The 13,687-nt window shown below is 67.8% G+C and carries 15 protein-coding genes; 8 read left to right on the top strand and 7 right to left on the bottom strand.

Annotated features, from left to right (window positions below; translation table 11 throughout):
• Positions 1–65 precede the first annotated feature (65 nt).
• Genes ACNQVK_RS19060 through ACNQVK_RS19075 form a run of 4 tightly spaced genes read right to left on the bottom strand, consistent with a single transcriptional unit; the run spans position 66 to position 4,436 of the window.
• Entirely contained in the window at positions 66–1,502 is a 1,437-nt protein-coding gene (locus ACNQVK_RS19060) for a GuaB1 family IMP dehydrogenase-related protein (RefSeq protein WP_418030735.1), read from the bottom strand.
• A gap of 25 nt (positions 1,503–1,527) precedes the next feature.
• On the bottom strand, positions 1,528–2,982 hold the full coding sequence (gene gndA / locus ACNQVK_RS19065) for an NADP-dependent phosphogluconate dehydrogenase (protein WP_418030736.1): 1,455 nt from the start codon (positions 2,980–2,982) through the stop codon (positions 1,528–1,530).
• Positions 2,983–3,033: 51 nt separating this feature from the next.
• A complete protein-coding gene (locus ACNQVK_RS19070; RefSeq protein WP_418030737.1) occupies positions 3,034–4,005 on the bottom strand; it encodes a M56 family metallopeptidase in 972 nt (323 codons plus the stop codon).
• Between the two features lie 14 nt (positions 4,006–4,019).
• Positions 4,020–4,436 (bottom strand): BlaI/MecI/CopY family transcriptional regulator, encoded by a 417-nt coding sequence (locus ACNQVK_RS19075; protein WP_418030738.1) that lies wholly within the window; start codon positions 4,434–4,436, stop codon positions 4,020–4,022.
• 224 nt (positions 4,437–4,660) lie between these two features.
• On the opposite strand from ACNQVK_RS19075, the gene ACNQVK_RS19080 reads away from it, so the two are divergent.
• The 8 genes from ACNQVK_RS19080 to ACNQVK_RS19115 all read left to right on the top strand — a co-directional run bounded on the left by ACNQVK_RS19080 (position 4,661) and on the right by ACNQVK_RS19115 (position 10,449).
• Positions 4,661–5,431, top strand: coding sequence for an iron reductase (locus ACNQVK_RS19080; RefSeq protein ID WP_276128807.1), 771 nt, complete (start codon positions 4,661–4,663; stop codon positions 5,429–5,431).
• 156 nt (positions 5,432–5,587) lie between these two features.
• Positions 5,588–5,989, top strand: a complete 402-nt coding sequence (locus ACNQVK_RS19085) for a PaaI family thioesterase (RefSeq protein ID WP_418030739.1) — start codon at positions 5,588–5,590, stop codon at positions 5,987–5,989.
• Between the two features lie 60 nt (positions 5,990–6,049).
• The gene (locus tag ACNQVK_RS19090) at positions 6,050–6,352 is read left to right on the top strand and encodes an urease subunit gamma (RefSeq protein ID WP_418030740.1); all 303 of its coding nucleotides are present in this window, start codon (positions 6,050–6,052) and stop codon (positions 6,350–6,352) included.
• A 44-nt stretch (positions 6,353–6,396) separates the two neighbouring features.
• Complete coding sequence (locus tag ACNQVK_RS19095) at positions 6,397–6,711, top strand: urease subunit beta (RefSeq protein ID WP_418034219.1); 315 nt, start codon at positions 6,397–6,399, stop codon at positions 6,709–6,711.
• A complete protein-coding gene (locus ACNQVK_RS19100) occupies positions 6,708–8,429 on the top strand; it encodes an urease subunit alpha (RefSeq protein ID WP_418030741.1) in 1,722 nt (573 codons plus the stop codon). The genes ACNQVK_RS19095 and ACNQVK_RS19100 overlap by 4 nt, the downstream gene beginning before the upstream one ends.
• On the top strand, positions 8,430–9,065 hold the full coding sequence (locus ACNQVK_RS19105) for an urease accessory protein UreF (RefSeq protein ID WP_418030742.1): 636 nt from the start codon (positions 8,430–8,432) through the stop codon (positions 9,063–9,065). It begins immediately after the preceding gene.
• Between the two features lie 29 nt (positions 9,066–9,094).
• Complete coding sequence (ureG, locus tag ACNQVK_RS19110; RefSeq protein WP_418030743.1) at positions 9,095–9,781, top strand: urease accessory protein UreG; 687 nt, start codon at positions 9,095–9,097, stop codon at positions 9,779–9,781.
• Complete coding sequence (locus ACNQVK_RS19115; RefSeq protein ID WP_418030744.1) at positions 9,781–10,449, top strand: urease accessory protein UreD; 669 nt, start codon at positions 9,781–9,783, stop codon at positions 10,447–10,449. Before ureG ends, ACNQVK_RS19115 begins: the two co-directional genes overlap by 1 nt.
• On the opposite strand, the gene ACNQVK_RS19120 is transcribed toward ACNQVK_RS19115, so the two are convergent.
• The 3 genes from ACNQVK_RS19120 to ACNQVK_RS19130 form a co-directional block, all read right to left on the bottom strand.
• Positions 10,446–11,819 (bottom strand): NAD(P)/FAD-dependent oxidoreductase, encoded by a 1,374-nt coding sequence (locus tag ACNQVK_RS19120; protein WP_044518797.1) that lies wholly within the window; start codon positions 11,817–11,819, stop codon positions 10,446–10,448. The two genes, ACNQVK_RS19115 and ACNQVK_RS19120, sit on opposite strands and share 4 nt — an antisense overlap.
• Positions 11,820–11,917: 98 nt before the next feature.
• The gene (locus ACNQVK_RS19125) at positions 11,918–12,844 is read right to left on the bottom strand and encodes an LLM class F420-dependent oxidoreductase (protein ID WP_418030745.1); all 927 of its coding nucleotides are present in this window, start codon (positions 12,842–12,844) and stop codon (positions 11,918–11,920) included.
• An 18-nt stretch (positions 12,845–12,862) separates the two neighbouring features.
• Positions 12,863–13,537, bottom strand: a complete 675-nt coding sequence (locus ACNQVK_RS19130; protein ID WP_418030746.1) for an SDR family oxidoreductase — start codon at positions 13,535–13,537, stop codon at positions 12,863–12,865.
• Between the last annotated feature and the right edge of the window lie 150 nt (positions 13,538–13,687).

Consider the following 13,687-nt stretch of genomic DNA (forward strand, 5'->3'; position numbering starts at 1 on the left):
GAAAGGGCGACATGCCACTGTCCGCTCGGTATACAGGAACCCCAATAGTATCGCGACTCGCCGGATTACCAGCCCGTCGGCAGCGGATGGCCTTCGGCGAAACCGGCGGCCGACTGGACTCCCAGCACCACCTTCTCGTGTAGTTCGGCGAGGTTGGTGGCGCCGACATAGGTGCAGGTGCTGCGCACCCCCGAGGTGATGTGGTCGAGGAGGTCCTCGACACCGCCGCGGCCCGGGTCCAGGCTCATCCGCGAGGACGAGATGCCCTCCTCGAACAGGGCCTTACGGGCCCGGTCGAACTGGCTGTCCCCGGCAGTACGGGCGGCCACCGCACGCTTGGAGGCCATGCCGTAGCTCTCCTTGTACGGCCGTTCCTCCCGGTCGTGCAGCAGATCGCCGGGGGACTCGTAGGTTCCGGCGAACCAGGAGCCGATCATCACGTTGGCCGCGCCGGCGGCCAGCGCCAACGCCACGTCACGCGGGTGCCGAACTCCACCGTCCGCCCACACGTGGGCGCCGAGTTCCTTTGCCGCAGCGGAACATTCGACGACAGCCGAGAACTGCGGCCGGCCGACACCGGTCATCATCCGGGTGGTGCACATCGCGCCGGGGCCCACGCCGACCTTCACGATCGACGCACCGGCTTCGATGAGGTCGCGCGTGCCCTCGGCGGAGACCACGTTGCCCGCCGCCAGCGGCAGGCCGAGATCCAGTGACGCCACCGACTTGATGGCATCGAGCATCTTGACCTGATGACCGTGGGCGGTGTCGATGACGAGCAGGTCGACCCCGGCCTCGGCCAGTGCGCGGGCCTTCGCGCCGACATCGCCGTTGATGCCGACCGCCGCGGCGATGCGCAGCCGTCCGGCCGCGTCGACGGCCGGGGTGTAGATGCCGGCCCGCACCGCGGCGGTGCGGGTCAGCACGCCGGCCAGGGAGCCGTCGGCCTCGGTGAGCACCGCGAGATCGATCGGCGCATGTTCGAGGAGGTCGAACACCTTCCTCGGGTCGGTGCCCACCGGCGCGGTGACGAAGTCCGTCACCGCGACGTCACGGATCCGGGCGAACCGGTCCACCCCTGCGCACCCGGCCTCGGTGACCAGTCCGATCGGGCGTCCCTCGAACACCACCACCGCAGCGCCGTGAGCACGTTTGTGCAGCAACGCCGTGGCGTCGGACACCGAGTCGTCCGGGCTCAGGGTCACCGGAGTGTCCACCACCAGGTCGCGGCTCTTGACGAACTGCACGGTGTCGGAGACCACGGTGCTCGGCAGATCCTGTGGCAGCACCACGATGCCGCCGCGCCGGGCGATGGTCTCGGCCATGCGTCGGCCCGCCACCGCCGTCATGTTCGCCACCACCACCGGGATGGTGGTGCCGGACCCGTCGGATGTGGACAGGTCGACGTCGAACCGCGATGCCACATCCGACCGTCCGGGCACGACGAAGACGTCGTTGTAGGTCAGGTCGTACGGCGGGGTGTGTCCGTTAAGGAATCTCACTGCAACCTCACCCCACCGACCTTACTCAGGCAGGGACTTCGCTGCGGTCGCCGCTCCAGAGGGTGTGGAACTTCTGGCCGGGCTCCGCATCGGTGCGTCCGTAGGTGTGCGCGCCGAAGAAGTCGCGCAGGCCCTGGGTCAGTGCCGCGGGCAGCCGCTCGGTGCGCAACGCGTCGTAGTAGGACAGCGCCGATGCGAAACCCGGGACCGGGATGCCCAGCTGGGTGGCCGTCACCACCACGCGGCGCCAGCTGTCGATCGCCGCCTCGATGGCGTCGCGGAAGTACGGGTCGACGATCAGGGTGGGCAGGTCGGCGTTGTTGTCGAAGGCCTCTTTGATCCGGTTGAGGAACTTGGCCCGGATGATGCAGCCGCCACGCCAGATGGTGGCCATGTCGCCGGGGGTGATGCCCCAGTCGTACTCGGCGCTGCCGGCCTGGATCTGGTTGAAGCCCTGGGCGTAGGCGATGATCTTGGACGCGTACAGCGCCTGGCGAATGTCCTCGGTGAACTGTGCTGCATCCGTGGGCTTTTCGCCGAGATCGCCAGAGGCCAGACCGGTGGTGGCCTTGCGCTGGGGCACGGAACCCGACAGGGCGCGGGCGAACACCGCCTCGGCGATACCGGTCACGGGCACGCCGAGGTCCAGGGCGGACTTCACCGTCCAGCGTCCGGTGCCCTTCTGCTCGGCTTCGTCCACGATCACGTCGACCAGCGGCTTGCCGGTCTTGGCGTCGACCTGCTTGAGCACCTCGGCGGTGATCTCCACCAGGTAGCTGTCCAGGTCACCCTTGTTCCACTCGGTGAAGACATCGGCGATCTCGGGTGCGGACTTGCCCAGGCCGTCGCGCAGCAGCTGGTAGGCCTCGCCGATGAGCTGCATGTCGGAGTACTCGATGCCGTTGTGCACCATCTTCACGAAGTGCCCGGCCCCGTCCGGGCCGATGTGGGTGCAGCAGGGCACGCCGTCGACGTGGGCGGAGATCTCCTCCAGCAGCGGGCCGAGACTCTTGTAGGACTCGGCGGGACCGCCGGGCATGATCGACGGGCCGTTGAGCGCGCCCTCCTCGCCACCGGAGATGCCCGCGCCGACGAAGTGCAGGCCGCGCTCGCGGATGGCCTTCTCGCGGCGGATGGTGTCGGTGTAGAGGGCGTTGCCGCCGTCGATGATGATGTCGCCGGGCTCCATGGCGTCGGCCAGCTCGTTGATCACGGCATCGGTCGGATCGCCGGCCTTGACCATGATGATCACCCGGCGTGGCTTCTCGAGGGCGTCGAGGAATTCCGCGATCGTCTCGCTGCGCACGAAGTTGCCCTCGGAGCCGTGCTCGGCCAGCAGCGCATCGGTCTTGGCGATCGACCGGTTGTGCAGTGCGACGGTGTAGCCGTGGTGGGCGAAGTTGCGAGCGAGATTGGAGCCCATCACGGCCAGGCCGGTGACTCCGATCTGTGCCGTGCCGGAAGTGCTGGTCTTGCTCATGCAGCAGCCTTTCGTTGTTTTGTTGTGTGAGAACGCCTGTTGGACAGGGGTTTATCCCAGCCCGGCGAAAAGGCGGTGAAGCTCGGTGAGCCAGGGGACGGCAACGGCGACGGTGGGGACCACCAGCACGGCGGCCGCGGCCAGATAGGCGGTGACCGCCATGGCCACACTGTTGGGCTTCCCGCCGAGGCGTCGTACCCGGATCACGGTGGTGGGCCCGCCGGCGGCCAGCGCACCCGAGGGGGTGCGGCCGCTCGCGCAGGCGACCAGCGCCCGAGCCAGGGGAGTGGGACCCGCGGTCCGTACCGCGGCGTCGTCGGCCAGCAGTTCGATCAGCAGCCGGACCGCATCCAGGGCGTTGGCACTGCGGACGAACCGCGGGAAGGCGGCATGGACGGCGGTGAACATCTCCAGGACCAAATCATGGCGGGCGCGCAGGTGGGCCCGCTCATGGGTGAGGATCGCGGCGACCTCGTTGTCCGACAAGGTGGTCAGCGTTCCCTCGCTGACCACGACGCGGCTGCGCACGCCGGGCAGACAGTAGGCGAGTGGCTGCGCGACATCGAGGATGCGCAGCCCGTCGCCGGCGAACGGGCGGTGCGCCGTACAGAGGTGGGCCGGGACCGCGTCACGCGACTTGCTGAGCAGGTCGACCATCATGCGGTGATGGGCGCGCCTGCGCCGGGTGGCCACCGCCACCTGGACCACGGCCACGCAGAGCCGCCCGCCGATGAACAGGGTCAGGGTGAACACCACGACGTAGAGCAGCCACAACGGCCAACCGAGAGCCTTGATCTCACTGGTGATGGTGGCGGTCGGCCGGCCGTCCGGCCCGGGGACGAACAGGCGGCTGGCGATCGCGATACCGGCCGAGAACGCCGAGAGCACCGCGGCCAGTGCGACCGATTGCCACAGCACGATCGCCGCGCGCGGAGCGCGAAGCGGCCACGCCGCACGGGCCAGCACCGCCGGTACTGGCCCCACCAGGGCCAGTGCGACGAGAGTGAAGGCCAGCGCGGACACGCCGTAAGTGTCTCTCAGGCAGGGCCCGAATTACCAGCCGGTGGGTGCAGCTGGTGCTTGTTCTCCAATTCGGCCAGTGCGCGGCGCAAGGCCTGAGCCTCGTCGACGCCGACCCGCTCGACGAAATGGACCAGCGCGGCCTGGCGGCTACCGGAGTCCGCGGCCTGGTCGAGCGCGTCGACCATGAGGCCGGCGACCAGCTCGTCGCGGCCATTCGTGGGCGCATAGCGATGCGCGCGGTCATCGCGGTGCTGTACGACCAGGTTCTTCTTCGCCAGTCGCTGCAACACGGTCATGATCGTGGTGTAGGCCAAGTCGCGGCGGGCGGCCAGCGCCTCATGGACTTGGCGCACGGTTTGGGGTTCGGGTGCAGACCACAAGTGGTCCATCACCTCGCGCTCAAGCTCCCCGAGACGCGTCATTTTGGCCATGTTCCGTTCACTCTCCTGAGCAGTAAAGCCAGCGTACTACGGGTTTACTACCGCGCGTCGTATGCCTTTGGCGACGGCGCTCCGACTGCCCTGCATAGCGGTTTAGGGCAAGGTCAGCGCCATATATGGGGTCCGTTGTGAATCGAGTCACAGGGGGTAGCTCTCATCCTTCACGTGACTATAGTAAGGCTAACCTAAGTCAAACTGGAGCCTTCGGAGGTGACATGACGGTCTTGATCGAAGATCCGCTGATCGCGGGTATGGCTATCGAGCGGACGCTGCCCCTGCACGAGTCGAGTCGGCGTTTACGTGAGCTGTATCCGGAGTGTCCGCGGGTCTACGGCGTGGCCGTGGTGGGCGACCTGTCCCGCCGGCGGTGGTGGCCGCTGGCCGAGGCGTTGTCCGCGGATCGACTGCAGGGCATGTTCGACGCGGCGATGGCCGAGACGGGCAATCGGGCCGCGGTCGCCCAGCAGTTGGCCGCCACCTTCACCCACGTGGTGATCGGCCGGGTCGTCCCGCTGCTGGTGCTGGAAGGCCGGGCCTGGGACACGGGCCTGGAGAACCTGTGGGTCCACGTCGACTCGGAGGGTGCGATCGACTGGGTCGGCGTGGTCGATCCGACGCTGCGCGGTCTGCCGGAGGATCCTCATTACTGCGGCCGGGTCGCCCGGTTCGCCAGCGCGTGCCGTGACGGAATCGTCGCGCTGCCCAGTGAGGCGGCGCTGACCACCTGGGTGGCTCATCGCAGTCATCGTGCGCTGGAGCCGCTGTTCGCCCGGCTGTTCGAGATCAGCGACGGCGCCATGTCGGTGGCGGCCATGTGGCACATGGTCGGGGCGGCGGTGGTCGGCGCGGCCACCCAGGTCCCGTTGTTGGCCGGCTCCAGCGAGGTGGTCAGTATGCGGCGCGGCCAGGCGGTGCTCGATGCCCTGGTGGGCTTCGGTCTGCCGGTCCGCGGTTCGGGCCGCGCAGGGAAGGTCTTGCTAAATTAGGATAGCCTTGCCTAGTATGTAGGTACGAGACTAACGGACCGCGCCGGAGTCCTGAGGGCTGCAGAGACCCCCGGTCCGCTCGAGGGCGGGTCCCGCGTTTTACACGCGGGACCCGCCCGCATCTTTATGTCAATACGCCGTGTAGACACGAGGGCTGTGACCACTGAAATCCCCGAAGGTCTGGGCAAAGGCTTCGACACAGAACTGGGCCTGACCTATCTCGAGCTCACCCCCGACGGCGGCCGCGCGCAGCTGACGATTCACGACAAGCTGCTGCAGCCCTGGGGCATCGTGCACGGCGGCGTGTACTGCTCGATCGTCGAGAGCCTGGCCAGCGTGTCCGGCCACATCTGGCTGTCGGAGAACGGCGGCGGCACCGTGGTCGGGGTCAACAACAACACCGATTTCCTGCGCGCCATCGGATCCGGCACTGTCACAGCGGTTTCCACGCCGATCCACCGAGGGCGTCGGCAGCAGCTGTGGCTGATCACCATCACCGACGAGAACGACAAGCTCGTGGCTCGCGGTCAGGTGCGACTGCAGAACGTCGCCGAGTAGCGCCTCCGGCGCGATGGCGAGCGCTGCCGATCCCCGCTCGTCATGGCAGGATCGCGCACTATGCGTTTGACCCCGCATGAGCAGGATCGTCTGCTCATCTCCTATGCCGCAGACCTGGCGCGGCGCAGACAAGCCCGCGGCTTGCTGCTCAACCATCCCGAGGCCGTCGCGGTGATCACCGATCACCTGCTGGAAGGCGCCCGCGACGGTCGGACGGTTGCGGAGTTGATGGTGAGCGGACGCGATGTGCTGTCCCGCGAGCAGGTCATGGAGGGAGTGCCCGAGATGCTGCACGACGTCCAGGTCGAGGCCACATTCCCGGACGGCACCAAGCTGGTCACCGTCCACAACCCGATCTCGTGAGGCGCGCCGTGACCAGCGAGAAGCCGAAGGCGGATCGCGCATCGATCGTGCCGGGTGAGATCGTGTTCGGCGAGGGCGGCATCGCGCTCAATTCCGGTGCGCCACGGCTGATTCTCGACGTCGTCAACACCGGCGACCGGCCCGTGCAGGTCGGCAGTCATGTACATCTGCCACAGGCCAACGCCGCGTTGGACTTCGACCGCGCGGCCGCGCGAGGGTATCGCCTCGACATCCCGGCCGGTACCGCAGTTCGCTTCGAACCAGGTGTGGCCCAGCGCGTTTCACTGGTGCCGCTCGGCGGCGCCCGTGAGGTTCACGGGATAAGTCTCGACCCGCCCGGCCGATTGGGAACCGCATGACCGAGTTGACCCGGGCCCGCTACGCGGCGCTGTTCGGCCCCACCACCGGTGACCGTATCCGGCTGGCCGACACCGACCTGTTCATCGAGATCACCGAGGACCGCAGTGGCGGTCCGGGCCTGGCCGGCGACGAGGCGGTGTTCGGCGGTGGCAAGGTACTGCGCGAGTCGATGGGTCAATCCAGGGCGACCCGCGCCGACGGTGCGCCCGATACCGTCATCACGGGCGCGGTGATCATCGATCACTGGGGAATCATCAAGGCCGACATCGGGATCCGCGACGGCCGCATCGCCGCGATCGGCAAGGCCGGTAACCCCGACATCATGACCGGTGTGCACCCGGACCTGGTCGTCGGTCCGTCCACCGAGATCATCGCGGGCAACGGTCGCATCCTGACCGCCGGCGCGATCGACTGCCACGTGCACCTGATCTGTCCGCAGATCATGGAAGAGGCCCTGGGCGGCGGCATCACCACGATCGTGGCCGGCGGTACCGGTCCGGCCGAGGGCAGTAAGGCCACCACGGTCACCCCGGGCGCCTGGCACCTGGCCAGGATGCTGGAGTCGCTCGACACCTGGCCGCTCAACGTCGCGCTGCTGGGCAAGGGCAATACCGTCAGCGCCGAGGCGATGTGGGAGCAGTTGCGCGGTGGCGCAGCGGGATTCAAGCTGCACGAGGACTGGGGCACCACGCCCGCGGCCATCGATGCCTGCCTGACGGTCGCCGAAGCCGCCGGGGTACAGGCCAACATCCACACCGACACCCTCAACGAGGCCGGGTTCGTCGAGGACACGCTGGCCGCGATCAAGGGCCGCGGCATCCACGCGTATCACACCGAGGGCGCCGGCGGTGGGCACGCACCCGACATCATCACCGTCGCCTCGCACCCGAATGTGCTGCCCAGTTCCACCAATCCGACTCGGCCGCACACCGTCAACACCCTCGACGAGCACCTCGACATGCTGATGGTGTGCCATCACCTGAATCCGAGCGTGGCCGAGGATCTGGCATTCGCCGAGAGCCGGATCCGGCCGTCGACGATCGCCGCCGAGGATCTGCTGCACGACATCGGGGCCATCTCGATGATCGGCAGCGACTCCCAGGCGATGGGCCGGATCGGCGAGGTGGTACTGCGGACCTGGCAGACCGCGCACGTGATGAAGCGCAGGCGCGGCGCACTGGAAGGGGACGGTCAGGCCGACAACAACCGCGTCCGCCGGTACATCGCGAAATACACCATCTGCCCGGCCGTCGCGCACGGCCTCGATGACGAGATCGGGTCGGTCGAGGTCGGCAAGCTCGCCGATCTGGTGCTGTGGGAACCCGCATTCTTCGGCGTCCGGCCGCACGCGGTGATCAAGGGCGGCATGATCACGTGGGCGGCCATGGGCGATGCCAATGCCTCGATCCCCACCCCGCAGCCGGTGCTGCCGCGGCCGATGTTCGGTGCGGCCCCGGCCTCCGCGGCTGCCACCTCTGTGCACTTCGTCGCACCGCAGGCCATCGAGGACGGTCTGGCGGACCGTCTCGACATTCGGCGAAAGTTGGCTGCGGTCAAGAACGTCCGGCAGGTCGGCAAGGCCCAGATGCCGCTCAACGATGCGTTGCCCCGCATCGAGGTCGAGCCCGATACCTTCACCGTTCGGATCGACGGGCAGGTGTGGCAGGAACAGCCCGCGGTCGAACTTCCCATGGCCCAACGATATTTCCTGTTCTAGATGAGCAGCCTGGCAACACTTCTGACCCTGGCCGATTCGCGGTTGCCGACCGGCGGGCATGTTCACTCCGGCGGTGTCGAGGAGGCGGTCACCAGCGGTCTGCTCACCGACGTCCCCACGTTGCGCGCCTATCTGATCCGGCGCATCCGCACCAGCGGGTTGGTCGCCGCCTCGATAGCGGTGGCGGTCCACACCGGGACCTTGGATCCCGCGACGGCCGACGCTGAAACCGACGCCCGCACACCGGCTCCGGCGGCGCGCGAGGCCTCGCGCGCCCAGGGGCGCGGCTTGATCCGGCTGGCCCGGCGGGTCTGGCCGCAGCAATCGTGGGGGGCGCTCGGACCCCGGCCGCATCTGCCGGTGGCGGCAGGCGCCGTCGGAGCGGCCGCCGAGCTGGATCCGGGCCAGACCGCGCTGTCGGTGGTGTACACCACCATGACCGGTTCGGCCACCGCCGCCCAGCGGTTGCTCGCATTGGACCCGGCCGATGTCGCGGCGCTGACCTTCGAGCTGTCGGGTTTGTGTGACGCGGTGGCGGCCGAGGCGGTCACCGGGCCGGCCGACCTGTCCGACCCCTTGCTCGACGTCCTGGCGCAGCGGCACACCGAACGCGACCGGCCGCTGTTCGTCTCGTAAATCTGTTGTTCGATCTCGAAAGGTCCACCATGCCACCGCATTTCCTCGACGGCGAGCCCCACACCCATGTACACCGGCCCAAACGGGTGCGGCAGGCGGGCGAGCCGCTGCGCATCGGTGTCGGCGGCCCCGTCGGATCCGGGAAGACCGCCCTTGTGGCCGCACTGTGCCGGCAGCTGCGTGACGAGTTGTCGCTGGCGGTCTTGACCAACGACATCTACACCACCGAGGATGCCGACTTCCTGCGCAGGCATGCGGTGCTGCCCGACGAGCGGATCGCCGCGGTCCAGACCGGGGGATGCCCGCACACCGCGATCCGAGACGACATCACCGCCAACCTCGATGCCATCGACGATCTGATCGAGGCGAACCCCGCACTGGACCTCATCCTCGTCGAATCCGGTGGCGACAACCTCACCGCGACGTTCTCGTCGGGCCTGGTGGATGTGCAGATCTTCGTCGTCGACGTGGCCGGCGGAGACAAGGTGCCCCGCAAGGGTGGGCCGGGCGTGACGTACTCGGATCTGCTGGTGGTCAACAAGACCGATCTGGCGCCACTGGTGGGTGCCGATCTGAACGTGATGCGCCGCGATGCGGCCAAGGTCCGCGCAAACAGGCCGACGGCGCTGATCTCACTGACCGAGGATCCGTCCTCGGGCCCGGTGCTGGCGTGGGTACGTGAGCAGTTGAAGGTCGCGCAGGCGCCGTCGGCGTGATGCACGCGAACGTCGTCGTCGTGGCCTCGCCGGGGCGATTGCCCCGGATCGAGGCACGCGACGGGCTGGCGGGACGCTGCACCGGGCCCGACACCGTGCACCTGATCTCCACAGCGGCCACCCCGCTCGGCGGCGACACCCTCACGGTGCGGCTGGTGGTGGAAGCCGGTGCCCGGCTGCGGATTCGCACTGCCGCCGCGACGATGGTGCTGCCCGGCGCCCGTACGTTGCGGTCGGCGGCGCAGTGGGAGCTCGAGGTGGCCGGGCAATTGGACCTCGATCCACAGCCGACGGTGGTGGCCGGCGGCTCGGTGCACCACACCACGACGCGGCTGCTGCTGGCCGAGCCCGCGCAGGTGCGCATCCGGGAGCGGATCCAGATCGGCAGATCCGATGAGCGAGACGGGTTCTGGTCGTCGTCATTGCACGCGGACGTCGACTCAGTGGAGGGTTCGTGGCCGTTGTTGCGTCATCGTATCCAACTCGGCCGTGGGGCCGTGGGCGACGATGTGCTGGCCGCGCCCCGGGCCTGTATCAGCGAACTGCGCTATCCCGCACCGTCATTCGAGGCGCACGGAACCCTGCTGGAACTGGCCCGCGGCGGCAGCCTGGCCACCTGGCAGGGTGACCGGCTGCCGCCTCAGACAGCAGAAGGCGCAGAGGCCTAGGAGGCCGCTTTCTCGGTTTCCTGCACGGAAGCCGCGATCTCCTCGAGTTCTTCGATTCTGGTGCGCGCGTAGGCCTGCTGCTCGGTGATGGTGAGCTGGCCGCGCTTGGTGCTCAGGAACGTCACACCCCACGACAGCACCGTCACCAGCCGGCTCTTGAACCCGACGATGTACACCAGGTGCAGCACGAGCCAGCACACCCAGGCGAAGAACCCGGAGAACTCGACCGGGCCCACCTTGGCCACCGCGGAGAACCGCGACACCGTGGCCATCGAGCCCTTGTCGAAGTACTCGAACGGCGACCGGATCTTCGGGCTGGTGCCGGCAACCTCGCGCTTGATCAGCTTGGCCGCGTAGCGGCCGCCCTGGATCGCGCCCTGGGCCACACCCGGAACCCCGTCCACCGCGGCCATGTCACCGACCACGAACACATTGGGATGACCGGGGATGGTCAGATCGGGCTCCACCTTGACGCGGCCGGCCCGGTCCAGCTCCACCCCGGACTGCTCGGCCAGGTCCTTGCCCAGTGGGCTGGCCGAGACGCCGGCCGACCACACCTTGCAGGCCGATTCGATGCGGCGCAGCGTGCCGTCGGAATCCTTGACCGTCAGGCCGTTGCGGTCGACATCGGTCACCATGGCGCCGAGCTGAACCTCGACACCCATCTTCTCCAGCCGCTCCTGCGCGCGCTTGCCGAGCTTCGGGCCCATCGGCGGCAGCACCGCCGGTGCGGCGTCGAGCAGGATCACCCGCGCCTCGGTGGGATCGATGTGGCGGAAGCTGCCGCGCAGCGTCTGATCGGCCAATTCGGCGATCTGCCCGGCCATTTCGACACCGGTCGGTCCGGCGCCCACCACAGTGAAGGTGAGCAGCTTGGCGCGGCGCACCGGGTCGCTGGAACGCTCGGCCTGTTCGAAGGCGCCGAGGATGCGGCCACGCAGTTCCAGCGCGTCGTCGATCGACTTCATGCCGGGCGCGAACTCGGCGAAATGATCGTTGCCGAAGTAGGACTGCCCGGCGCCCGCGGCGATGATGAGGCTGTCGTACGGCGTGGAATAGGTGTGCCCGAGCAGCACTGAATCCACCGTCTGGTTCTCCAGATCGATGTGGGTGACGTCGCCCAACAACACCTGAGCGTTCTTCTGCTTGCGCAGGATCACGCGGGTGGCCGGCGCGATCTCGCCTTCGGAGATGATGCCGGTGGCCACCTGGTACAGCAGCGGCTGGAACAGGTGGTGTGTGGTGCGGGCGATCAGCTTGACGTCGACGTCGGCACGTTTGAGGGTCTTGGCTGCTGTCAGGCCGCCGAAACCCGATCCGATGATGACTACCTTATGCCGATCCGATGCCGTAGCTCCGGGATGGCTCATTGCTGCTCCTCGCGGACGTGTTTGCCACTCGATACAACCGATAGGTTAGTCGGCGCCATTCCCACGGGTGCGGTGAGATGGGCAACCGAACCGAATGTTTACCCGGATATCAGTGGTTTCAAGACTTCAGCCACCGCGGTGATACCACCGGGGACGTATCCGCCCATGGTCACCGGGCTGAGGATGACGCCGTTGACGCCGGTGTCGAAGAGCTTGGTCTTGAGCTGCTCGGCGATCTGCTCGGCGCTACCGAACACCGCGCGCTGCTGGAAGTCGGGCGGGATGGCGTCGGCCGTGAATTGCTCGCCGATCAGGGCGATCACCAGCATGCTGGTCTCCAACGTGGCAGGGTCGCGGTCGATCTGGTCGCACTGCTGCCGGATGACGTCGAGCTTGCGGGGGAGTTCGTCGAAGTTGGCGATGATGTTGAGATGGTCGAAGTAGCGGGCCGCCAGGGGAATGGTCTTCTTCTCACCGCTGCCGCCGATCATCAGCGGAATGTGTTCGCGGAAGCGGGGATTGGCCATCGCCTCGACTGTCCGGTAGTACTTGCCGGAGAACGTCGGGCGCTCGCCCGCGAGCATCGGCAGGATGATCTGCAGCGCCTCGCCGAGTTTGTCGAACCGCTCGGTGAAGGTGCCGAATTCATAGCCGAGCTGATCGTGTTCGAGCTCGAACCACCCGGTGCCGATGCCGAGGATGGCGCGACCCTGGCTGATCACGTCGAGTGTGGTGATGGCCTTGGCCAGCAGGGTCGGGTTCCGGTATGTGTTGCCGGTGACCAGGGTGCCGAGCTGGACGTTCTGGGTCGCGGTGGCGAGTCCCCCGAGCGCGGTGTAAGCCTCCAGCATCGGTTGATCGGGCGTGCCGAGACCGGGTAGCTGATAGAAGTGGTCCATCACGAAGACCGAGTCGAAGCCGGCCGCTTCGGCTTCCTGCGCCTGCGCGATGACGGTGGGGAACAGTTCCGCGACGCCGGTGCCGTAGGAGAAGTTGGGGATCTGGAGTCCGAGTCGGATTGTCACTCCACCGACCCTAACGCGTTATCCCAAAGTGGCGAGCGCACCGCGACTGACGTGCAACGTCTGTCCGGTGATGTGGCGGGCGGCCGGTGTGGAGAGGAACACCGACATCCGGGCGAACTCGTCGGCGACCGACGGCGGCGTGCTACCGAGACCGTCGTAGCCGGGCTCGGCGGACAGGCCGGGGGCGATGGCGTTGACGGTGATTCCGCGGGTGCCGAAGTACGCCGCCTGACCGGAGGTCCAATCTCCCAGGGCGGCCTTGACGGCGGCCTCGATACTGCCCTCACGCGGGCTCGCGGGCACGACGTTGATGATGGAACCGCCCGAGCGCAGCTGGTCACCGACGATCTGCACGGTCAGCACGGCCGAGACCACAGTGGCGTCCAGCGCGTTGCGCCAGGAGGTGGCGTGATCCGTCAGCGTGAAGGTGCGCGGGTCCTTGGCCTCGAACGACGGGGCCGGAACGTTGACCAGGGTGTCCAGGTAATGCGGGAACTGCGCGCGGACGCTCTCGACGCTGGCGGGATCGGTGTTGTCGAACACGATCGACGCGACGTCGAGCTGCTTGGCGGCCAGCTCCAGATCTTCGCGGCGGGCGCCGGCGATGATCACGTTGTGGCCGGCATCGAGGAAACCTGCCGCGATCGTGCGGCCGAGTTCGGTGTCGCCGCCGGTGACCAGCACCTCCGCCATGATGTACCTCCGTGTACCTGGGGATCGCCGCGCCGGACGGGGACGACCAACAGTCAATGTTACTGGACAGTAGCTAGGACACGAAACTCGGCGCGCCAAATACCGGCTCGCATAAGGTTGCGGGGATGATTCGACCCAGCGCTCTTACCT

The organism is Mycobacterium sp. 134, from assembly GCF_048282715.1.
GTDB lineage: Bacteria > Actinomycetota > Actinomycetes > Mycobacteriales > Mycobacteriaceae > Mycobacterium > Mycobacterium septicum.

Coding starts and splice junctions, on each gene's coding strand:
- gndA (WP_418030736.1), bottom strand. CDS start 2,982: ATGAGCAAGACCAGCACTTCCGGCACGGCACAGATCGGAGTCACCGGC.
- ACNQVK_RS19075 (WP_418030738.1), bottom strand. CDS start 4,436: ATGGCCAAAATGACGCGTCTCGGGGAGCTTGAGCGCGAGGTGATGGAC.
- ACNQVK_RS19080 (WP_276128807.1), top strand. CDS start 4,661: ATGACGGTCTTGATCGAAGATCCGCTGATCGCGGGTATGGCTATCGAG.
- ACNQVK_RS19090 (WP_418030740.1), top strand. CDS start 6,050: ATGCGTTTGACCCCGCATGAGCAGGATCGTCTGCTCATCTCCTATGCC.
- ACNQVK_RS19100 (WP_418030741.1), top strand. CDS start 6,708: ATGACCGAGTTGACCCGGGCCCGCTACGCGGCGCTGTTCGGCCCCACC.
- ACNQVK_RS19105 (WP_418030742.1), top strand. CDS start 8,430: ATGAGCAGCCTGGCAACACTTCTGACCCTGGCCGATTCGCGGTTGCCG.
- ureG (WP_418030743.1), top strand. CDS start 9,095: ATGCCACCGCATTTCCTCGACGGCGAGCCCCACACCCATGTACACCGG.
- ACNQVK_RS19115 (WP_418030744.1), top strand. CDS start 9,781: ATGCACGCGAACGTCGTCGTCGTGGCCTCGCCGGGGCGATTGCCCCGG.
- ACNQVK_RS19120 (WP_044518797.1), bottom strand. CDS start 11,819: ATGAGCCATCCCGGAGCTACGGCATCGGATCGGCATAAGGTAGTCATC.
- ACNQVK_RS19130 (WP_418030746.1), bottom strand. CDS start 13,537: ATGGCGGAGGTGCTGGTCACCGGCGGCGACACCGAACTCGGCCGCACG.